The sequence below is a fragment of the Rhizobium sp. CG4 genome, from assembly GCF_023701965.1.
GTDB lineage: Bacteria > Pseudomonadota > Alphaproteobacteria > Rhizobiales > Rhizobiaceae > Agrobacterium.
The window spans coordinates 129,820-149,893 of record NZ_JABAEG010000008.1 but is presented as its reverse complement, the minus strand read 5'-3'; the positions used below and the strand labels follow the sequence as shown (position 1 = coordinate 149,893).

19 protein-coding genes and 1 riboswitch are annotated in these 20,074 nt (G+C 54.6%); of the genes, 14 read left to right on the top strand and 5 right to left on the bottom strand.

Translation table 11 applies throughout. From position 1 onward, the window contains the following. Nucleotides 1-36: 36 nt before the first annotated feature. Nucleotides 37-1,128 (bottom strand): quinone-dependent dihydroorotate dehydrogenase, encoded by a 1,092-nt coding sequence (locus tag HGO37_RS20705; RefSeq protein ID WP_250984994.1) that lies wholly within the window; start codon nucleotides 1,126-1,128, stop codon nucleotides 37-39. After that, nucleotides 1,125-1,475: a DUF952 domain-containing protein gene (locus HGO37_RS20700; protein WP_250985123.1), complete on the bottom strand. Its 351-nt coding sequence runs from the start codon at nucleotides 1,473-1,475 to the stop codon at nucleotides 1,125-1,127. The genes HGO37_RS20705 and HGO37_RS20700 overlap by 4 nt, the downstream gene beginning before the upstream one ends. Nucleotides 1,476-1,727: 252 nt before the next feature. On the opposite strand from HGO37_RS20700, the gene HGO37_RS20695 reads away from it, so the two are divergent. Continuing rightward, nucleotides 1,728-2,378, top strand: a complete 651-nt coding sequence (locus HGO37_RS20695; protein ID WP_250984993.1) for a response regulator transcription factor — start codon at nucleotides 1,728-1,730, stop codon at nucleotides 2,376-2,378. Nucleotides 2,379-2,493: 115 nt separating this feature from the next. Further along, entirely contained in the window at nucleotides 2,494-3,165 is a 672-nt protein-coding gene (locus HGO37_RS20690; protein WP_250985122.1) for a S24 family peptidase, read from the top strand. 5 nt (nucleotides 3,166-3,170) lie between these two features. Here HGO37_RS20690 and HGO37_RS26400 read toward each other — a convergent pair whose 3' ends face one another. Further along, nucleotides 3,171-3,305, bottom strand: a complete 135-nt coding sequence (locus tag HGO37_RS26400) for a hypothetical protein (protein WP_259147181.1) — start codon at nucleotides 3,303-3,305, stop codon at nucleotides 3,171-3,173. 108 nt (nucleotides 3,306-3,413) lie between these two features. On the opposite strand from HGO37_RS26400, the gene HGO37_RS20685 reads away from it, so the two are divergent. The 3 genes from HGO37_RS20685 (at nucleotide 3,414) to HGO37_RS20675 (ending at nucleotide 6,957) form a co-directional block, all read left to right on the top strand. Beyond that, a complete protein-coding gene (locus HGO37_RS20685) occupies nucleotides 3,414-4,052 on the top strand; it encodes a YitT family protein (protein WP_250984992.1) in 639 nt (212 codons plus the stop codon). Nucleotides 4,053-4,130: 78 nt separating this feature from the next. Further along, nucleotides 4,131-4,436, top strand: a complete 306-nt coding sequence (locus HGO37_RS20680) for an XRE family transcriptional regulator (RefSeq protein WP_250984991.1) — start codon at nucleotides 4,131-4,133, stop codon at nucleotides 4,434-4,436. Nucleotides 4,437-4,716: 280 nt separating this feature from the next. After that, on the top strand, nucleotides 4,717-6,957 hold the full coding sequence (locus HGO37_RS20675) for a methyl-accepting chemotaxis protein (RefSeq protein ID WP_250984990.1): 2,241 nt from the start codon (nucleotides 4,717-4,719) through the stop codon (nucleotides 6,955-6,957). A gap of 73 nt (nucleotides 6,958-7,030) precedes the next feature. On the opposite strand, the gene ribB is transcribed toward HGO37_RS20675, so the two are convergent. Both ribB and HGO37_RS20665 read right to left on the bottom strand, forming a co-directional pair. Then, entirely contained in the window at nucleotides 7,031-7,657 is a 627-nt protein-coding gene (ribB, locus tag HGO37_RS20670; RefSeq protein WP_250984989.1) for a 3,4-dihydroxy-2-butanone-4-phosphate synthase, read from the bottom strand. A gap of 129 nt (nucleotides 7,658-7,786) precedes the next feature. Further along, nucleotides 7,787-7,933, bottom strand: a riboswitch (FMN riboswitch). Between the two features lie 190 nt (nucleotides 7,934-8,123). Continuing rightward, a complete protein-coding gene (locus HGO37_RS20665) occupies nucleotides 8,124-9,146 on the bottom strand; it encodes a LacI family DNA-binding transcriptional regulator (protein WP_250984988.1) in 1,023 nt (340 codons plus the stop codon). Between the two features lie 171 nt (nucleotides 9,147-9,317). Here HGO37_RS20665 and iolG point away from each other — a divergent pair, with 171 nt between their 5' ends. From iolG to iolB, 9 genes are all read left to right on the top strand, one after another. Then, nucleotides 9,318-10,310: an inositol 2-dehydrogenase gene (gene iolG, locus HGO37_RS20660; protein WP_250984987.1), complete on the top strand. Its 993-nt coding sequence runs from the start codon at nucleotides 9,318-9,320 to the stop codon at nucleotides 10,308-10,310. 144 nt (nucleotides 10,311-10,454) lie between these two features. After that, a complete protein-coding gene (locus tag HGO37_RS20655; protein WP_250984986.1) occupies nucleotides 10,455-11,375 on the top strand; it encodes a sugar ABC transporter substrate-binding protein in 921 nt (306 codons plus the stop codon). A 54-nt stretch (nucleotides 11,376-11,429) separates the two neighbouring features. Next, a complete protein-coding gene (locus HGO37_RS20650) occupies nucleotides 11,430-12,536 on the top strand; it encodes an ABC transporter permease (RefSeq protein ID WP_192489044.1) in 1,107 nt (368 codons plus the stop codon). Nucleotide 12,537: 1 nt separating this feature from the next. After that, nucleotides 12,538-13,317 (top strand): ATP-binding cassette domain-containing protein, encoded by a 780-nt coding sequence (locus tag HGO37_RS20645; protein ID WP_192489045.1) that lies wholly within the window; start codon nucleotides 12,538-12,540, stop codon nucleotides 13,315-13,317. 53 nt (nucleotides 13,318-13,370) lie between these two features. After that, a complete protein-coding gene (locus HGO37_RS20640) occupies nucleotides 13,371-14,489 on the top strand; it encodes a Gfo/Idh/MocA family protein (RefSeq protein WP_192489046.1) in 1,119 nt (372 codons plus the stop codon). A 4-nt stretch (nucleotides 14,490-14,493) separates the two neighbouring features. Beyond that, nucleotides 14,494-16,419: a bifunctional 5-dehydro-2-deoxygluconokinase/5-dehydro-2-deoxyphosphogluconate aldolase gene (locus HGO37_RS20635; RefSeq protein WP_250984985.1), complete on the top strand. Its 1,926-nt coding sequence runs from the start codon at nucleotides 14,494-14,496 to the stop codon at nucleotides 16,417-16,419. After that, a complete protein-coding gene (gene iolD, locus HGO37_RS20630; protein ID WP_250984984.1) occupies nucleotides 16,416-18,248 on the top strand; it encodes a 3D-(3,5/4)-trihydroxycyclohexane-1,2-dione acylhydrolase (decyclizing) in 1,833 nt (610 codons plus the stop codon). Before HGO37_RS20635 ends, iolD begins: the two co-directional genes overlap by 4 nt. Before the next feature lie 9 nt (nucleotides 18,249-18,257). Further along, complete coding sequence (gene iolE / locus HGO37_RS20625; RefSeq protein ID WP_250984983.1) at nucleotides 18,258-19,154, top strand: myo-inosose-2 dehydratase; 897 nt, start codon at nucleotides 18,258-18,260, stop codon at nucleotides 19,152-19,154. A 121-nt stretch (nucleotides 19,155-19,275) separates the two neighbouring features. Then, the gene (iolB, locus tag HGO37_RS20620; protein ID WP_250984982.1) at nucleotides 19,276-20,073 is read left to right on the top strand and encodes a 5-deoxy-glucuronate isomerase; all 798 of its coding nucleotides are present in this window, start codon (nucleotides 19,276-19,278) and stop codon (nucleotides 20,071-20,073) included. Nucleotide 20,074: the final 1 nt, after the last annotated feature.

The window sequence follows — 20,074 nt, the reverse complement described above, 5'->3', positions numbered from 1 at the left end:
GACAAATTCAAACCACCTGCAAAATCAGCAAATGGCTCAATCGAGCTGTTTGCTGGCCCATTTATCCACTGCGCTGTCGCGCAACTCCGTTATCGACGAGACCTTTTCTCGATCCATCAGGTTCGAGAGACCACGGATAATCCGTGACGGCAGCGTTGGACCTTCATAGACCATGCACGAATAAAGCTGCAGCAGGTCAGCGCCAGCGCGGACTTTCTCAATGGCTGTCTCAGCAGAGGAAATACCGCCTGCACCAATAATCGGCAGGGACTTGCCAACGCGCTGTCTAACCTTGGCCAGCACGGCGGTCGAACGCTCGAACAATGGTGTACCAGACAGGCCGCCAGCTTCGCCATTATGGGGGCCAGCCTTCAAACCCGCCCGAGATAGCGTGGTGTTGGACACGATCAAACCGTCGAGGTCATGTTCCAGCGCTTCGGCCGCAATGTCATCCAACCCTTCCTCCGTCAAATCGGGCGCGATCTTCAGAAAAACCGGAATACGTTTACCACTAGCTGCCGCCAGTGCATCTCGCTTGCTCAGCACGGCCGACAGAAGAACAGCAAGGCTTTCCCGTGCCTGCAAGTCACGCAACCCAGGTGTGTTCGGAGAAGAGATATTGGCTGTGAAATAAGAGGCAACCGAATAGAATTTGTCGATACCGGCAACATAATCGGCAACCCGGTCTGCACTGTCCTTGTTGGCGCCAATGTTAACGCCGACGAGGCCATTCAACCGCCCCGCTGACAGGCGTTCAAATGCCACCTCATGGCCCTCATTGTTGAAACCCAAGCGATTGATGACGGCATTATCCTGCGTCAATCTGAAAATGCGTGGTTTCGGGTTACCGTCCTGTGGTTTCGGCGTCAGAGTTCCAACTTCAGTGAAACCAAAACCCAGCTTCAACAGCGCATTTGGCACTTCAGCATTCTTGTCGTAACCGGCAGCCATGCCCAGCGGATTGGAAAATCGAATTCCGGCAACTGTCTGAACCAGACGGGGATCTGCCGCAGGCGCGCAGCTTGGCACGAGACCGCTTTTCAGCGCCTTGATCGACAAACCATGCGCTGTTTCAGGATCAAGCATAAACAGACCGCGACGGCCAATCGACGACAGAAAATCGTTCATTCTGATAGCTCCGGAAAAACATGAAGACCATCTGCACCAAGTGGCAGAGGTTTTTCCCACAAGACAGCATCAAGCGGTAAAGCAGCATAGAGATGCGGAAACAGATCGCCGCCCCTTGACGGTTCAAAGACGAGAGCCTCACCCAGTTTCGCCGCCTCTACTGCAATAAGCAGAAGATCGTTTTGACCGGAAAAGTGCCGTGCCGCTGTTTCCAAAGCCTGGGCAGCCGTCGAGAAATGAATGAAGCCATCCTGAAGGTCGATCGACGCTCCGTCAAAAACACCTTTCTGGCGGGCAAGCTGCCAGAGTGCTTGCGGCACAATCTTGTAAATGACGGAAGCCACCATGCCAGTAAATCTCTGTGTGGGGTCAATGATGCCAGCCGATTTGCCCCAAAGGGCTGCCCTTGTCCATCTTTCATCGGCAAGTTTTACCGATTTCCGTTGGAAATAGCCAAAGACCCGCTTTTCAAACGCGTCATACAGCAACATCATGCGCCATAGAGTCAGCAATCAGTTGTATCTACTGGCGGGCAAGATTAAACTTTCCCGTTATAGGGCAAGCGAAAGCGTGCCCGTGCCCTTGGGAGGGGGCTTCCCATGACACAACTCACGATCATCATCGCGGACGACCACCCGTTATTTCGAGGTGCGTTGAAACAAGCCGTCAACGGCATTGATGCAGACCAGACCATTGTGGAGGCCGGGGATTTCGAAACGGCACATGCCGCAGCGCAGGAGCAGAAAGATGCGGACCTTCTGCTGCTCGATCTCGCCATGCCGGGGGTCAGCGGCTTTTCAGGTCTGATGGCATTGCGCGCCGAGTTCTCAAGCCTGCCGATTGTCATCGTGTCTGCCACCGACGACGCGACAACAGTCCGCCGCGCCATTGAACTGGGCGCATCTGGTTTCATTTCGAAATCTGCCGGCATTGATGAGTTGCGCAAAAGCATTCAGACGGTTTTGAACGGGGGAATTTCAACACCGAACGGCTATCAAGACGGACGCGAACACGATCCTGACATTGCAGACCTCATCAACAGACTACGCACATTGACGCCACAACAGAGCCGCGTTCTCGGCATGCTTGGCGAAGGACTGCTTAACAAACAGATCGCTTATGCTCTGGGGGTGTCTGAAGCGACCATAAAGGCGCATGTCTCGGCAATCCTGCTCAAACTCAAGGTGGATAGCCGCACTCAGGCGGTCATACAGCTGTCGAAAATAAACAGCTCAGCCATGGTGGCATAGGGAGGAAAGGATTTTATTCCTTCTTCACTTTACTTTATCGTACCAATGTCTAACATGGGGCAGATGACAATAGGGGTGACTCACGTAACAACCCCACTCATGGGTCCATATGCCAATGCTTTCACACGATGCGATCTGGAGCGCTATCGACAACCTTGCTGAACGCAATCAGTTGACCCCTTCCGGACTTGCGCGGCGGGCAGGGCTTGATCCTACGTCATTTAACAAATCCAAACGGCTGGGCCCTGATGGTCGTCAGCGCTGGCCATCGACAGAGTCAGTATCCAAGGTGCTGGAAGCGACCGGCGCAAGTGTCGACGACTTTTTTGGCATTGTCATAACCAACAGTGATACAAACGCTGCATTTCAAAACACCGCATTTTCACAAGCTGAACTTAGGGCAATACCCTTGCTAGGCTTTGCGCAGGCTGGATCCGGCGGCTTTTTTGACGATGGTGGCTTTCCTGCTGGTCAGGGCTGGGACGTTGTTGAGTTTCCAACCTCTCCGGCCGACAAGGCAGGTGTGTACGCTCTGGAAGTACAGGGCGAAAGCATGATGCCGCTCTACAGAGATGGCGATATTCTAATTGTCGAACCCGGCGCCCAAGTCAGACGTGGTGACCGTGTGGTGGTTAAAAGCCGTGACGGCGAAGTCATGGCAAAACTTCTCGCCCGTCAAAGCCCGCGCTCTATTGAATTGCTGTCCTTGAACCCGGCACACCCCAACCGAACATTTGACATCAGCGAAGTTGAGTGGATCGCCCGTATCATTTGGGCAAGCCAATAACGTGTTCAAAAACGCGCCGATTTGCTGCTTGCTCCTGCAAGCAACACAACGCGTCGCCGTTTTTCATTTTTGCCGTTCTCACGGATATTAAAAAAGCCGTCTGCAACATTCTGTTTATTTCGCGCAAAGCCCTGTGACATAATGTTTTCTTGCATTTTTCATGATAGGTCAGCTTTGCTTACTTACCCTGCTTGATGAACCCTAGGGCGCAATGCAAAATAGCATGCATTAGCCCGAAAGGATGGGGAATGGTAAAGTCCAAAAGCGTCTATGGTATGTGGAAATCAGATCCGTCGCATCACTCTGCGGCCGAAGACATACAGGGCATATTTACCGGCAGCATGATCTCCGCTTTGGGCTTTTATTTCATGAATAAAGTCGGCCTATTGACCGGCGGCACCGCAGGCGTCGCCTTCCTCATGCACTATGCATGGGGCATAAGCTTCGGCCTGCTATTTTTTGTCGTCAACCTGCCATTCTACTACCTGTCGTTCAAACGTCTGGGTGCGGCTTTTTCTCTGAAAACATTCATTGCCATTGCGCTGGTATCGGTGATTACCGAACTGGAATCCCGGATGCTGGTGATTGAAAGCATCAACCCCATATGGGCGGCGCTGCTTGGCGGCCTGCTTTTGGGTTACGGCCTGTTGGCACTTTACCGACACAGGGCAAGTCTCGGGGGCATCGGCATTCTGGCAATATATATCCAGGACCGCTTCGGCATTCGCGCGGGCCTGATACAATTGGCATTCGATGCGGTTGTCATGCTGTGCGCCTTCACTGTGATCGATCCAATCACCGTTACCTATTCCATCCTTGGTGCGGTCGTGCTGAACATCTTCCTTGCCATCAATCACCGCGCCGATCGTTACATCGTGGTGCGGTGATGCTCATTCTTTCCTTTTCAGGCTAAACGAGATTATACTGCTTTGCATTGACCTTTTGAGACTGAAAGGGAAAGCAAAATGCCCATTCTGACCCCTGAACTCTGTCACGCAGCACGTGCCCTAGTTAAGGCCGATCAAGCCTTGCTCAGCGAGACATCTGGCGTTCCACTGAACCTGTTGAGACGGTTTGAAAGCGGCATCGAAACACCTCCCCAGAGCGTTCTGAGCGCCTTGAAATCCGCGCTTGAGGAACTCGGCGCTGTCTTTCTGCCTGAGGAAGGTAATGGCGCTGGCGTTCGCCTAAAGTTTGACCGCGAGGAAAGACAAGAAATCGTTGGTTGGGAAGGTGAGGGTGGAAGTGCTGCAGATGACAACGTCATCTAAAAAACAACCTGAAGGCAGAGATTTAAATCCTATAACAATCTCTTCCAAGCAGGTATCAATAATTCCCCCGGACGTGCAATGAATTCAAGCAAGATGAAATTTATACATGCACACCGATAATAAGTTGTAGATTGTAATTAATTCAATTTTTAGCGTTGTCATGCGAAAAGCCTGATATTCAGGGAGTATTCGGCGACATTGTCACCTCCTGTCACAGCCCGTATTGCTGTCGTGTGGAACGTGAAAACCCGAATACGACCTCATATCTCGGGGGAATCGCATGAAAATTTCAATAAAACACACTCTTGTGCTTGCCTTTGTCGGCTTAAGCCTCGCTGTTATTGGTTTGATGAGCAAAATGCTTGTCCAGGAAATTAAAACATACGATAATTCCTCCCGACTTTCAGAACTGGCACAATTGGACGCCAGCTTGTTTGATGGCCTGCTTGGCCTTCGAGGCGAACGTGGCGCCATATCCTCGGCAATCAAACTCGAAACTTCTGCCATGCAGTCAAGCCTCGTCAATCTCGAGACAGGCCGCAAGCAGGTCGATGGTGCCTTCAGCACAATTCGCACATTGGTCGACAATATCGGCTCCGGCGAAATTCAAAGCGCCACCACGCCGGTGCTGGATGCTTATGCCAAATGGACGTCCCAGCGCGCGGACATCGACAATGCGCTGAAGCAGGCTGTCGCAAGCCGTGATCCAGCATTGGGCAAACAAGTGCTGACTTTTGCTGACGGCATGTTGTCGGACCTGGAAAAGGCCGCCAACCGGGTAGAAGCGACAATCAACGGTCGGGAGCCCGGCATGATCATGTTCACGCAGTTGCGCTCGCTTGGATGGCAGGCTCGCACAAACGGTGGCGCGGCGAATTCGACGCTGGTCGGTGGATTGATTGCCAAAGAACCTCTGAGCGCTGCAAAGCTCGCGGAAATCTCCGTACAGGATGCCAAGGTTGACTTTGCACGCGACGTCATTGCCCAGATCGTCGCCAGCCCAACCGCACCTGAACAGCTCAAAAAGCTGTTCGACGTTGCGCAAAATTCATACTTCGGCGGCCCTTACGCGGCGCAAAAAGCCAAAGCCCTCGCAGCCTCCAAGGATGGTGTAGCCGTCGACATCAATGTCGATGATTGGCGCAAAGATGCAGCACCGGCACAGGCATCGCTTGCCGATATCGCATCCGCAGCGCTGGTCGAGATGACCGCCTTCACCGCTGCCAATGCAACATCGGCCACAAGATCAATCATCGCGTACTCCATCGCCACGCTCTTGATAACGGCCCTGTCACTGGTCGGCATTCTAACAATCATCTTCCGTATCACCAATCCGATCGCTGAGCTGACGGCCATCATGCGCAAGCTGGCCGGTGGCGATCTGTCTGTCACGGTTTCGGGTTCCAAACGCAGCGATGAAATCGGCGAAATGGCACGCGCAGTCGAAGTCTTCAAAGAGGCGGCCCTGCACAACAAGGCACTCGAGAGACAGGCAGACGAAAACCGTCGTGCGTCTGAGGCCGAACGCATCTCAATTCAGGAGCGTGCTGAACAGGAAGCAGAAGAGCGTCTCACAAAGGCAACATCCGGCCTTGCAAATGGTCTGAAGCGCCTTGCCTCCGGCGACATGCTTTGTGAGATCAATGAGAAATTCAGCGAGCAATTCGAAGCTCTGCGTGAAGATTTCAACAGATCCGTCCATCAGCTTCGCATTACGCTGGAGCAGGTCAACCAGACCGCGCAGAGCGTCAGCAATGGCAGTGGCGAAATCTCGACTGCGTCGGACCAGCTTTCCAAGCGGACAGAACAACAGGCGGCATCGCTTGAAGAAACCGCAGCCGCGCTTGAAGAGGTCACAACCAACGTTAAGCAGACCTCCGAGCGTGCGGGTGAAGCCCGTGAGATGGTACGTCACGCAAGCCAGCGAGCAGTTGCTTCAAGCACTGTTGTATCTAGCGCAGTCGAAGCCATGCAGAAGATAGAGATGGCCTCCGGGCAGATCAGCAATATCATCGGTGTCATTGATGAGATCGCTTTCCAAACCAACCTTCTGGCGTTGAATGCCGGTGTTGAAGCTGCGCGTGCCGGCGAAGCAGGCAAGGGCTTTGCGGTGGTTGCACAGGAAGTTCGCGAACTGGCACAGCGCTCTGCCAATGCGGCCAAAGAAATCAAAGCGCTGATCGGTAACTCCGAAGCTGCCGTCAATCAGGGCGTTACATTGGTGAATGATACCGGGAGCGGGTTGACCGAAATTGCCCAGCTTGTGACCGCTATCAATGAACACATGGACGCCATTGCGACAGCGGCCCGCGAGCAGGCTTCAGGCTTGGCGGAGATCAACACTTCCGTCAATCACATGGATCAAGTCACACAGCAGAACGCCGCAATGGTTGAGGAGATGAATGCCGCTGGCGCAAATCTCGCCGAAGAAAGTGGTCGTCTTTCCGACCTTCTTGCGCAGTTCAGAATGCAGGAGGGTAACCCCCAGCAAAACGGCTCGTATCGTCGCTATGCGGCGTAACGCTCCGCTCCATACCATCTGATGTCATCTAAACCGCTCCGCGAAAACGGAGCGGTTTAATTTTATCGCCTCATCAGGCTGCGACTTCCGTCACGGTGTTCTGCATGTAGGCAATCAGATCTTCGATCGTAACGAGCAGGATATTGTGCTGCTCCGCAAAGATCTCGAGCTGCGGCAGACGCGCCATGGTACCGTCATCATTGGCAATCTCGCAGATGACGCCCGAAGGCGACTTGCCGGCAAGTCTGCAAAGATCAACGGCAGCCTCGGTGTGCCCAGGACGACCCAAAACACCATTCGGATTGGCACGCAGTGGGAAAATATGGCCCGGACGCGCAAACTCATCCGGCTTTGCCGAAGGATCAAGCAAAGCCTTTACGGTCGCTGCGCGGTCCGCTGCAGAAATTCCGGTGGTCGTGCCGGGCAAATAGTCGACAGACACTGTGAATGCTGTTTTCAGAGACTCTGTATTGTTTGGCACCATCAATGGAATGTCGAGTTCATCAAGCCGTGAACCTTCCATAGACACGCAAATCAAGCCACGGGCCTTGTTCATCATGAAGGCGATCTTTTCAGCAGTCGCATCCTGCGATGCAAAAACGATATCACCTTCATTTTCGCGGTCCTGATCGTCAACAACGATCACCATTTCACCGCGAGCAATGGCCGAGATAGCATCTTCAATTTTAGAGATAGTCATTTCATAGTCTTTCAAGGGTTGAGCCAGAAGTCCGGCTTATGTTGCGCCAACCGTGCTTGGGGGCACTTCGGCAAAACTTCCCTTGGGCGAACAAACACTGCCCAACCACCCCGAAGGATGGCTGTCGTGACCTGCTCTCTTCTATCCGGACTATACCGTCGGCTCCGGCATCTCACCGGATCTGCTGACCTTCCGGCGGAACCGGAAGCGCTCGCGGGCTCCGGGATTACTCCCGATACCGCCGGTGGGGAATTGCACCCCGCCCTGAGAACAGGCTGAAGATAAGTGCATAGGCTGGCGAAATGCAAGGCGTGTTGATTTAAAAATCGATATTTAGATGATCGATACGCTGAACACTGTGTTGAATGAAAAAGATGTCTAAGCTTTGCAGCTAGCGTAGCAAATCATGTATGCAATCTGCCGATTTCTAATGGCAGTTACATGTCAGGCACCGCGCATCTTACGTTCAGGCGCTCTCTCTGGGAATCAGCTTGCCCAAAAACAGCCTGTCAAAATCCTTGTCTTCGGAACTGCCAAGCACCTCAACGAGATATTCGACCATATCGGTCAGTGGTTGGCGATAGGTCGTCAAACGATAATTCGGGCTATCTGCCTGTGGCACATCATCAAAACCGGCCACAGCGATGTCCTCCGGCACCCGCAGACCAAGTTTATGGCGGATGACATCAACAGCACCGAGCGCCAGAGCGTCGTTTTCGCAAACGATGATATCAGGCAGATTGGCCAAATCACGTCCAGTGAACGCCTTCATGATGACGTCAGCTGCCAGTTCAGGATCATAGGCGGGCACGCTTGCTGTTTCCGGTTCAACGCCAAAATAATCCCGCCAGCGGTCAACGAAGGTTTCCTTGCGCAACAAATGTGCGGAATAGGTGCGTGGTCCGGCCAGAAACATCGGACGTTTATAACCGCGATCACGGACGTAATTGGCAATTTCAGTCGTTGCATGCACGTCATCGACGGCAATAGAAATTGTATTCGGGTTACGAGATGTTCTGGCAAAAATGATCAGCTTACGAAACCGCCGGGCGTGCAGGGCGGTTTCCAGAACCTCGTCATCAAACTGAATACCAATCAGGATAACCGCATCAACCCGCCGCTGGCTGGCATTGAGCAAAGCATGTCCAGCATCGTCTTTGTTGAGGGTGTTGACGAGGAGAATGTCCCATCCCTCACGACGCAGGATCCGCGTCAATCGCTCCATCATCACCAGCTTATGAGGATTAGCGAAATCGTCAATGAGCAAAGCAACAAGATTGGTCCGATCAGAGGAGAGACTCGCTGCCCGGAGATCGGGAACATAACCAAGTCGTTCCGCCGCAGACATGACTTTTGCCAGGCTTTTCGGGGAAATAGAGGCGTCTTTGCGAAACGCACGGTTGACCGTCCACCGCGATACGCCAGCCTCAACCGCTACGTCATCCGCGGTAACGTTCGCGGCGAATAGAGGTTTCTTCTCTTGCGGCATAATCGTCTCCTCCTAACCTTATGTCGTGTATCGCGCTTCATTGATAGCTCCTTTTTGCACACGCTTCCATTTATTTTGCTCACGGGAGCAAATTGCTGTTGCTCACGGGAGCAAATGAGTGCTAGGTCTTGCTCACGGGAGCAGGAGGGCTTCCAATTCGGGAGGAATAGAGTGCTTAAAGTTGCATTGCTCGGCGCTGGCCGCATCGGTCGGGTTCACGCGGTCAATATTGCCGCAAACACCAGAAGCGAGCTGGTCGCTGTTGCGGACGTTAATACAGCGGCCGCAGATGAGTTAGCCGGACATTATGGTGCGCAGGCACGTTCGATTGAGGATATCCTGGCCGACAGAGCCATTAATGCAGTCCTTATCGCAACTTCGACCGATACCCACTCTGATCTTATCGAGAAAGCGACAGCAGCCGGAAAGGCTGTGCTGTGCGAAAAGCCGGTGGATCTGTCGCTCGAGCGTGCGAAAGCCTGCTTGGCGAAAACCGAATCCTCGGGCCTGCCGGTGATGATCGGTTTCAATCGCCGTTTCGATCCAAATTTTGCGGCTGTAAAAGCTGCGGTCAACGCCGGTGAAATCGGAAAACCGGAACTGCTGTCGATCACATCATTTGACCCGGCGCCGCCACCTGTCAGCTATGTGAAGGTTTCCGGCGGCCTGTTCCGCGACATGATGATCCATGACTTCGACATGGCTAACTTCATTATGGGCGACGCACCCAAGACCGTGCATGCTGTTGGCACATCGATTGTCGATCCTGAGATCGGCAAGGCTGGTGACGTCGACACTGCGGTGGTGACTTTGACCTACGCAAACGGCCGCATCGCAGTGATCAAGAACAGCCGCCGTGCCATTTATGGTTATGACCAGCGATTGGAACTGCTCGGTTCAGAAGGCCTGCTTTCGGCCGCCAACATTCTGGAAAACACAGTTTCCAAGGCCACCAAGGCCGGCGTGACGAGCGCGAAGCCAGAGCACTTCTTCCTTGAAAGATACATGCGTGCCTATGTTGCGGAATGGAATTCATTTGTCGCTGCAGTCCTTGATGGTGCGGCGATCCCAGTCACACTGAAAGATGGCGTTCAGGCGCTGGCACTTGCTGAAGCGGCAACGCAATCGGCGCAAACAGGTCGCTCAGTTGAACTGACGCTGTAGGCATCTGACCACTCGTCATGATGCATGAGTTTTTGACCGGAGTGCGTAGGGAGAACGCGCACCCGGTCTCGAAATCCGGCTTGGAGGGCCGGGAGGCAAGGGCGTTCAGACGGGGCGCCTTGCGAAACTTAACGGGAGGATATCATGAAGAAGTTATTTGCCGCGGTATCAACAGCCGCAATCATTGCTATGGCTGGTCCGGCCTTGTCCGCCAGCATTATTGTTGTTGCACATGGACAGGCGAACGACCCGTTCTGGTCGGTCGTCAAAAACGGCGTGGAAAAAGCCGGCAAGGACACAGGCGCGACCGTAGAATTCCGTTCGCCTGAAACCTTCGACATGGTTCAGATGAGCCAGATGATTGATGCGGCCGTTAACCAGAAGCCAGATGGCCTTGTCGTTTCCATCCCTGACGCCGATGCACTTGGCCCATCCATCAAGCGCGCTGTGGAAGCCGGTATTCCGGTCATTTCCATGAACTCTGGTTCCGATGTCGCTCACGAGCTCGGCGCCCTCCTTCACGTTGGCCAGTCTGAATTCGACGCTGGCAAGGCAGCTGGTGCCAAGCTCGCTGAACTGGGCGGCAAGAAAGGCATCTGCATTAACCAGGAAGTCGGCAACGTGTCCCTCGACCTGCGTTGCAAAGGCTTTGCTGAAGGCTTCGGGCAAGTCACCGTTATCCCAACCGGTAACGACCCAGCAGAAGTGCAGGCCAAGGTTCGCGCTGCTCTCGAATCCGACGCCGACGTTGACACGGTTCTGTCATTGAACGCCTCGCTGGTCGGTGAGCCCACAGTGCAGGCAGCGCAGGCAATCGGCCGCGACAAAGTCATGATCGCTACCTTCGACCTGTCGTCTGGCTTCCTACAGGACATTGTCGACGGCAAGGCAACCTTCGCCATCGATCAGCAGCAGTTCCTGCAGGGTTATCTACCTGTTTCCTTCTTGGCGCTTAATGCCGAATACGGCCTGATCCCGGGCGGTGACGTACCATCCGGCCCGAACCTTGTGATGAAAGATTCGGCCGCAAAGGTCATCGAGCTTTCCGCAAAGGGCATCCGCTAAGCAACAGCCGGGCCATGCACTGGTGTGGCCCGGCTTTCTATCGGGAGGAACAGCATGTCGACGGAGACGCTTGCTATGGTGGATGAACGCATTAAAGCTGAGTCCTTTGTGACCAGGCTCATGAAAAGACCAGAACTGGGAGCAATCGGAGGCGTCGTCCTCGTCACGATCTTTTTCCTGATTACCGCCGACAGCACCATGTTCACGCTGTCAGGCATCATGAATTTCATGACCCCTGCAGCTCAATTGGGTATTCTCGGCATCGCCGCTGCCATGTTGATGATTGGCGGTGAGTTCGACCTCTCCATCGGCTCGATGGTCGCTTTTGCCGGGATGTTGTTCGGTGCTTTTACCGTTAATATCGGCCTGCCGCTGATCGTTGCCATTCCCCTGACCATGGGCCTTGCCGGTGCTCTTGGCATTGCAAACGGACTCATCGTCCTTCGCACCAAGCTACCCTCTTTCATCGTCACGCTTGCTGGTCTTTTCATCCTGCGCGGCGCATCACTTGTTGGACTAAAAATCGTCACAGGGGGTTCGACACAGCTGCGTGGTGTCCGTGAAGCAGTCGGCGGCGACTTCATTGCACCAATCTTCTCCGGAGATGCATTCGGCTGGTTCTTCCAGTGGATGGCAGACAAGGGGCTGATCGACACATTGCGGACCGGCGCGCCCAAAGTACCGGGTGTGCCCGTTGAAATCCTGTGGTTCATTGGTTTTGCCATTATCGCTACCTACGTCCTTCTGCGCACGCCTTTCGGCAACTGGATTTTCGCGACAGGCGGTGACTCCGTGGCCGCACAGAACTCGGGCGTCCCAGTTCGTCGCGTCAAACTTTCTCTGTTCATGTTGACAGCAATGGCTGCAGCTCTGGTCGCTATCATCACTGTTATCGATGCTGGTTCCACCGATGCACGGCGCGGCTTCATGAAGGAATTCGAAGCCATCATCACAGCGGTTATCGGCGGGTGCTTGTTGACAGGCGGATATGGTTCGGCGGTCGGTGCATTCTTCGGCGCCATCATCTTCGGCATGGTCACCATTGGCCTCACCTACACCAAATTCGACCAAGACTGGTTCCAGATCTTCCTTGGCGCGATGCTGTTGCTGGCTGTGATCTTCAACAATGCAATCCGCAAACGCGTAACCGGGGAGCGTTGAGATGACTGCACCTATCATCCACATGGAAAACATCAAAAAGCACTATGGCAATGTCATTGCCCTGAACGGTGTGACCTTTGATGTCATGCCCGGAGAATGCCACTGCCTGCTGGGCGACAACGGTGCCGGTAAATCTACCTTCATCAAGACTATGTCGGGCGTACACAAACCCAATGAGGGCAGCATTACCTTCGAAGGACGCCCCATGTCTTTCGAAACGCCGCGTGACGCGATGGAAGCCGGAATTGCCACCGTATTCCAGGATCTCGCTATGATCCCGCTGATGTCAGTTACCCGCAACTTTTTCATGGGCCGCGAGCCGACAACGGGTAAGGGTATCTTCAAGCGCTTCGACATCGACCGTGCCAACGAGATCACTGTCCAGGAAATGCGCAAGATGGGCATCAATCTGCGCGGACCTGACCAGGCTGTGGGCACATTGTCTGGCGGTGAACGCCAGACAGTTGCCATTGCAAGAGCGGTCTATTTTGGTGCCAAGGTCTTGATCCTTGACGAACCGACTTCGGCGCTTGGTGTGCGGCAAACCTCCAATGTCCTGGCAACCATCATGAAGGTACGCGCACAGGGTGTTGGCGTCGTCTTCATCTCTCATAACGTCCGCCATGCCATGGCCGTCGGTGATCGCTTTACCGTCCTGAACCGCGGCCAGACGCTGGGTACGGCGAAAAAGGGCGAAATTACAGCACCGGAATTGCAGGATCTGATGGCCGGTGGCCAGCAGCTCGCCGAGCTTGAAGGGTCTCTTGGCGGCACGATCTGATCCGTCAACAGACGTGCCCGTATCTATCCATAGAAAGTGAACTGGTGACAGAGATGTCTTATCCAATGCCTGCAAAAGAACTCGGCATCGCCCTGATCGGCACCGGCTTTATGGGCAAGTGTCACGCCATGGCCTGGCGCAATGTGGCAGCAGTGTTTGGCGGAGTGCATCCCCGCTTGGAAATCCTGAATGATGTTACGGAAGAGGCAGCGCAGAATTACGCTCGTCAGTTCGGATTTGCACGCGCGACCTCCCGTTGGGAAGATGCAATCAATGACCCCAAAGTCGATGTCGTCTCAATCACTGCGCCAAACGGCATGCACCGCCCAATGGCGGAGGCGGCTCTAAGTGCAGGCAAACATGTCTGGCTTGAAAAGCCGATGGCGCTGACACTTGACGACGCCCGCGCCATGGCGGCTCTTGCCGCACAACATCCCGATCAGAAAACCATTCTTGGTTACAACTACCTGCGCAGCCCGGCATTCCAGTCCGCCAGAAAGATGATTACCAATGGCGTCATTGGCAAGCCCGTGGCATTTCGCGGCGTTTATGACGAAGACTATTCCGCTGACCCGCTCCTCCCTTGGTCATGGCGGATGACTCACGAAGGTGGTGGTCTGGGTGCTCTTGGGGATCTGGGCTGCCACCTCGTGAGCCAAATGATCGCATTGATGGGTCCTGTCACAGAAGTTGTGGCACAGACACAGATCGTTGTTTCAACCCGCAACTCTCCCGAAGGTCCAAAGCCGGTCGAGAACGAAGACAGCGCGCTCGCATTGTTGCGTTTCGCCTCTGGTGCACAAGGTTCGTTCGCCACGTCACGTGTCGCTCGTGGCCGCAAATGCCGTTTGCAGTGGGAAGTGCATGGCACGGATGGAACGCTCGTCTTCGATCAGGAAAACATGAACGAACTTTGGCTGCATCGCCATGGCGAAGCCGGTTTTACCCGTCATCTCACCGGACCGGACCAGCCTGATTTCGCAGCATTTTGCCCGGCACCGGGCCACAATTTCGGCTTCAACGAACAGAAGGTCGTTGAGGCACGCGATCTGTTGCGCGCGATCGCAGGTGGCGCTGCCTGTGGCCCTGATTTCATTCAGGGATTGGAAATCGAAAAGATAATTCACGCCATGGCAACGTCCCATGGAAGTGTCGTGCATATTGAAAGGTAAGGCTGTGACCAAAACACTCGATGTCATTACAATCGGTCGCGCAGGTGTGGACCTCTACGGTGCACAGGTCGGTGGCCGTCTGGAAGATATGGGGTCTTTCGAAAAATACATCGGAGGCTCTCCCACCAATATTGCCTGCGGAAGCGCACGTCTTGGTCTGAAAACAGCGCTTCTCAGCCGTGTTGGCAACGAACATATGGGCCGCTTCATTCTTGAACAGTTGGCGCGGGAAGGTGTCTCCACCAAGGGCGTCAAAATCGATCCTGAGAGACTGACTGCTCTCGTTATTCTCGGTATCCGCGACGACGAACAATTCCCGCTGATCTTCTACCGTGAAAACTGCGCAGACATGGCATTGTGCGAAGATGATGTTGACGAGGCCTTTATCGCCTCTGCACGCGCCGTCGTCGTGACCGGCACGCATCTCAGCAACACACGCACTGAAGCCGCCGTTATCAAGGCGCTGAAACTCGCGCGTAAACATGGTCTGCGGACAGCGCTTGATATTGATTATCGTCCAAACCTGTGGGGCGTCGCCGGTCATGGCGATGGTGAAAGCCGTTTCGTCGAAAGCCAGAAGGTCACCGCAAAACTGCAAGCATCCCTGCATTACTTCGACCTGATCGTCGGGACCGAAGAAGAATTTCATATCGCCGGTGGCAGCACCGACACACTGGCATGCCTGAGGGCTGTGCGGGCGCTGACGCCAGCCACCCTTGTCTGCAAACGCGGTGCACTCGGTGCCGTCGCATTTGAAAAGGATATTCCTGACAGTCTCGACAAGGGACAATCCGGCCAAGGTTTCCCGATTGAAGTCTTTAACGTCCTGGGTGCAGGCGACGGCTTTTTCTCCGGCCTGCTGCGCGGCTGGATGACCGACCAGGACTGGCCAACATCTCTCAAATACGCCAACGCTTGCGGCGCATTTGCGGTCAGCCGACATGGCTGCACGCCAGCCTATCCAAGCTGGGAAGAGCTGCAATTTTTCCTTGAGCGTGGCGTCGTACGACCTGACTTGCGCAATGATCCGGTTCTGGAACAATTGCACTGGTCAACCACAAGACACACGCGCGTTAATGGCGATTGGTCAACTATGCGGGTTTTTGCCTTTGACCACCGCATGCAGCTTGAGAATATGCCGAGCTACACCTTGGAAAAGGGCGGTGCTTTCAAGGAACTGTGCCTTGATGCGGCCCTCAAAGTGCAAAATGGCCAGGCTGGCTACGGCATTCTTTGCGACAACCGCATTGGCCGCTCCGCCTTGCAACGCGCCTCTGGAACAGGTCTCTGGATTGGCCGTCCGGCAGAACTGCCGGGATCAAGACCACTGAAGCTTGAACCAGAGCTTGGAACGGATTGCGGGACACTGATCGAATGGGCACGCGAAAACGTCGTGAAGGTTCTGTGCTTCTGCCATCCGCAAGATAGTGCAGAGGTATGGTCGGAACAGATAGCAACCGTAAAACGTCTGTTTGAATCTGCACGCCGTAACCGGCTGGAATTCCTTCTGGAAATCATTCCATCCAAGGTGGCAACAACCGATGACGACACGGTCGCGACCCTCGTGCACCGTTTCTATGAAGCTGGTATTTTCCCTGACTGGTGGAAACTGGAACCGCTGAAGACGCATGCGGCTTGGGCTAACGCGATCGACGCCATTGAGGCACACGATCGTCACACCAGAGGCATCGTTGTTCTGGGACTTGAAGCGCCCGAAGCAGAACTTTCACAAAGCTTCGAGGTCGCCGCGAGCTTCGATCTGGTCAAGGGCTTTGCAGTCGGTCGCACGATCTTTGCAGATGTCGCAACACGCTGGCTGGCAGGCGAGATCACAGACGCTGCCGCCACAGATGAAATGGTGTCGCGTTACGCCCGCTTGTGCCGGGTTTGGGACAATGCACGCGCCAAGGCCAAGGAGTATGCCGCATGACGACCATAAGATTGACAGCGGCACAAGCCATGGTGAAGTGGCTCTCTGCACAGTTGACGGAAGAAAACGAACGTTTCATCGACGGTATCTGGGCGATATTCGGCCACGGGAACGTTGCGGGACTTGGCGAAGCTTTGCAGAAGGCAGGCAACAGCCTGCCAACTTGGCGCGGGCAGAACGAGCAGACCATGGCACATGCGGCCATCGCGTATGCCAAGGCAAAAAAACGCACGCGTGCCCAGGCGGTGACATCATCCATCGGCCCCGGTGCGACGAACATGGTCACGGCTGCTGCTCTGGCACACGTAAACCGTCTGCCATTGTTGCTTATTCCCGGCGATGTTTTTGCCAATCGTCGTCCTGACCCGGTGTTGCAGCAAATCGAAGACTTCGATGACGGCACGGTATCGGCCAATGATTGCCTGCGTCCTGTCAGCCGTTATTTCGACCGCATTACCCGGCCGGAACAGTTGCTAACTGCTTTGCCACGCGCCATGCGCGTACTGACAGACCCGGCCAATTGCGGCCCGGTGACATTGTCATTCTGCCAGGATGTTCAGGCCGAAGCTTTTGATTGGCCGCAAGCATTCTTTGAAAGCCGCGTTTGGCGCATACGCCGTCCAGCGCCGGACACACGCGACCTTGCAGAGGTTGAAAAAGCCATCCGCGCAGCACGCAACCCGGTCATCGTCGCAGGTGGTGGTGTGATCTACAGCGGGGCAGAGCAAGAACTGGCCGATTTCGCAACGCGCCATAACATTCCGGTCATCGAAACGCAGGCAGGCAAATCCTCTTTGCCGCAAGCACACCCGATGAACTTCGGTGCCGCTGGCGTCGACGGATCAGCGGCAGCGAATGCTGTTGCGCGTAAGGCTGATGTAGTCATCGGCGTTGGCACCCGCTTTCAGGACTTCACGACAGGTTCCTGGACATTGTTTGAAGCAAAGGACCGCAAGCTCATCTCGATCAACGTGCAGGCATATGATGCCGACAAACACGGTGCCATTGGTCTTGTTGCCGATGCGAAAGTTGCGCTTGAAGCACTCAGCGCAGCCTTGGGCGGTCACAAGTCGGAACAGCAAGACGGCGCCTTGCGCTCGGAGTGGCTGGCGGCTGTTGATCTCCACTGTGCAGCGCCCAAGATTGACGGCTTGCCGACCGACGCACAGGTCATTGGCGCCGTACAACGCGCCACGAGCGATGATGCAATTGCCATGTGCGCGGCCGGCACAATGCCCGGCGCATTGAAATTGCTCTGGCAGCCAAGTCAGGGCGGCTACCACATGGAATACGGCTTCTCCTGCATGGGTTATGAAATCGCTGGTGCTATGGGCTTGAAGCTGGCGCGGCCGGAACGGGAAATCATCTGCTTTGTCGGCGATGGGTCTTACATGATGGCCAATTCTGAACTGGCGACTGCGGTTATGCGCAAGGTACCGTTTACGGTGGTTCTAACCGACAACAGAGGTTACGGCTGCATCAACCGTCTGCAACAGGCCAGCGGCGGTGCCGCATTCAACAACCTCTACGCCGATTGCAACATCGAGCAACAGCCGCAAATCGACTTTGTCGCCCACGCGGCGTCTATGGGTGCCGTTGCCATCAAGGCGAAGAACATTGCCGATCTTGAACAGCAGATTGCACAAGCCCGACAGCGCGATATCCCTACCGTCATCGTCATCGATACCGATCCGACCAATGGGCCTGGTTTTGGCGACGCAGGAAACTGGTGGGATGTTGCCGTGCCGCAAGTCGGAACGACCGAAAAATTGAAAGAAGCCTATGCACGCTACCTTGAAGGTATGGCACGGCAAACACTGGTAAATTGAGGAATGAGCATGATCCGCTTCGGAACAAATCCAATCGCCTGGGCCAATGACGACGACCAGACCCTTGGCGCAGATATACCGACAGAACAGATCCTCCGGGAAGCATCCGAGATCGGTTTCGACGGTATCGAAAACGGCCACCGCTGGCCCGATGAACCGGAGGCTTTGAAAAGCCTTCTTGGTTCTTACAGTCTTTCCTTCGTTTCCGGCTGGTATTCCCTCAACCTTCTGACTCAGTCTATCGAAGACGAAAAGAAGGCGATCCAGAAGCACCTCGACAAGCTGAAGCACAATGGCTGCAAAGTCTGCATCGTTTGCGAAACCTCCAATTCCATTCAAGGGCTGCAGACAGCACTTTCGGAAAGCCCGCAACTTTCAGCAGACGAGATGAAGGCTTTCGCTGCCAAGGTGGAAGAACTGGCCGCATTCACGGCGTCCCAAGGCATTACGCTGGTCTATCATCATCACATGGGCACTGTTGTCGAAACACCGGAAGAGATCGATGCCTTTATGGCCGCGACCGGCCCGGCAACACATCTGCTTTTTGACGCCGGACATTGCTATTTCGGTGCTAACGGCGCCGATCCGACACCCGTGCTTCGCAAATACGTAAAGCGCGTCGCGCACTTCCATGCCAAGAATGTCCGTCCTGCCATTATGCGACAGGTCCGCGAAAACGGCCTGTCATTTATGGATGGTGTGCGGGCAGGCGTATTCACCGTTCCGGGCGACAGCGAAGGTGGCGTCGATTTCCTGCCGCTTCTGCAAATACTCAAGGATGAAGGTTATCTGGGCTGGATCGTCATCGAAGCCGAACAGGATCCAAAGGTTCGCAATCCGCATCAATACCAGTCACTCGGCCTGAAAACCTTAAAAGAGGCAGCCGCAAAGACAGGTCTCGTCTGACATCCAACGACCACAAGAATGCTGCCCCGGCTAACCCGGATGCAGCGTTCTCTTATCAATAATTTATTGCATGCATCACCCAAGATCGCTCAAGCGGGTGATATTCCCAGGAGGAAACACGATGCCCAATCTTCTCCATCGGCCTTTTGGCACCCACGGAAAGGTGCACGAAATCACTCCCACTTCGGCTGGCTGGCGTTATGTCGGTTTTTCGCTCCATCGTTTGCGAGCAGGTGAAAAAGCAGCGGAGGCAACGGGTGATCGTGAAGTGATCCTTGTCCTGATCGAGGGTAAAGCCGCGATAAATTCGAACGGCCGGGATTGGGGTATCTTGGGCAACCGCATGAATGTATTTGAAAAGACAGCTCCCCATTCGCTCTATCTGCCAAATGGCTCGAACTGGCAGGCGACGGCCGAAACAGATTGCGTGATTGCCGTGTGTTCCGCTCCTGGCAAGAGTGGTCACGAAGCCCGCCTGATTGACCCAAACAGCATTACGCTTACACAGCGCGGCGAAGGTAGCAACACCCGCTACATCAACAATATCGCCATGGAAAACGAGGATTATTGTGACTCGCTGCTGGTCACCGAGGTCTTCACACCCGCTGGCAACTGGTCAAGCTATCCAAGCCATCGCCACGACGAAGATGATTTTCCCCGCATCACCTATCTCGAAGAGACCTATTATCACCGGCTGAACCCTGCGGACGGTTTTGGCGTGCACCGGGTCTATACCGATGACCTGCAATTGAATGAGACCATGGCAGTTCACGACGGCGACGTCGTCTGCGTGCCACGCGGCCACCATCCCTGCGGCGCGCCTTATGGCTTCGAGATGTATTATCTCAATGTGATGGCTGGCCCACTGCGCAAATGGCGGTTCGTTGCAGCACCCAATGTCGAACATCTGTTGAAGTAAT

Bases quoted from the DNA above. Each gene is read 5' to 3' on its own strand.
- HGO37_RS26400 (WP_259147181.1), bottom strand. From the start codon at position 3,305: ATGTCACAGGGCTTTGCGCGAAATAAACAGAATGTTGCAGACGGCTTT.
- HGO37_RS20675 (WP_250984990.1), top strand. From the start codon at position 4,717: ATGAAAATTTCAATAAAACACACTCTTGTGCTTGCCTTTGTCGGCTTA.
- HGO37_RS20700 (WP_250985123.1), bottom strand. From the start codon at position 1,475: ATGGTGGCTTCCGTCATTTACAAGATTGTGCCGCAAGCACTCTGGCAG.
- HGO37_RS20655 (WP_250984986.1), top strand. From the start codon at position 10,455: ATGAAGAAGTTATTTGCCGCGGTATCAACAGCCGCAATCATTGCTATG.
- HGO37_RS20695 (WP_250984993.1), top strand. From the start codon at position 1,728: ATGACACAACTCACGATCATCATCGCGGACGACCACCCGTTATTTCGA.
- HGO37_RS20665 (WP_250984988.1), bottom strand. From the start codon at position 9,146: ATGCCGCAAGAGAAGAAACCTCTATTCGCCGCGAACGTTACCGCGGAT.
- HGO37_RS20685 (WP_250984992.1), top strand. From the start codon at position 3,414: ATGGTAAAGTCCAAAAGCGTCTATGGTATGTGGAAATCAGATCCGTCG.
- HGO37_RS20645 (WP_192489045.1), top strand. From the start codon at position 12,538: ATGACTGCACCTATCATCCACATGGAAAACATCAAAAAGCACTATGGC.
- HGO37_RS20640 (WP_192489046.1), top strand. From the start codon at position 13,371: ATGTCTTATCCAATGCCTGCAAAAGAACTCGGCATCGCCCTGATCGGC.
- HGO37_RS20650 (WP_192489044.1), top strand. From the start codon at position 11,430: ATGTCGACGGAGACGCTTGCTATGGTGGATGAACGCATTAAAGCTGAG.
- iolE (WP_250984983.1), top strand. From the start codon at position 18,258: ATGATCCGCTTCGGAACAAATCCAATCGCCTGGGCCAATGACGACGAC.
- iolD (WP_250984984.1), top strand. From the start codon at position 16,416: ATGACGACCATAAGATTGACAGCGGCACAAGCCATGGTGAAGTGGCTC.
- HGO37_RS20705 (WP_250984994.1), bottom strand. From the start codon at position 1,128: ATGAACGATTTTCTGTCGTCGATTGGCCGTCGCGGTCTGTTTATGCTT.
- HGO37_RS20690 (WP_250985122.1), top strand. From the start codon at position 2,494: ATGCTTTCACACGATGCGATCTGGAGCGCTATCGACAACCTTGCTGAA.
- iolB (WP_250984982.1), top strand. From the start codon at position 19,276: ATGCCCAATCTTCTCCATCGGCCTTTTGGCACCCACGGAAAGGTGCAC.
- HGO37_RS20680 (WP_250984991.1), top strand. From the start codon at position 4,131: ATGCCCATTCTGACCCCTGAACTCTGTCACGCAGCACGTGCCCTAGTT.
- ribB (WP_250984989.1), bottom strand. From the start codon at position 7,657: ATGACTATCTCTAAAATTGAAGATGCTATCTCGGCCATTGCTCGCGGT.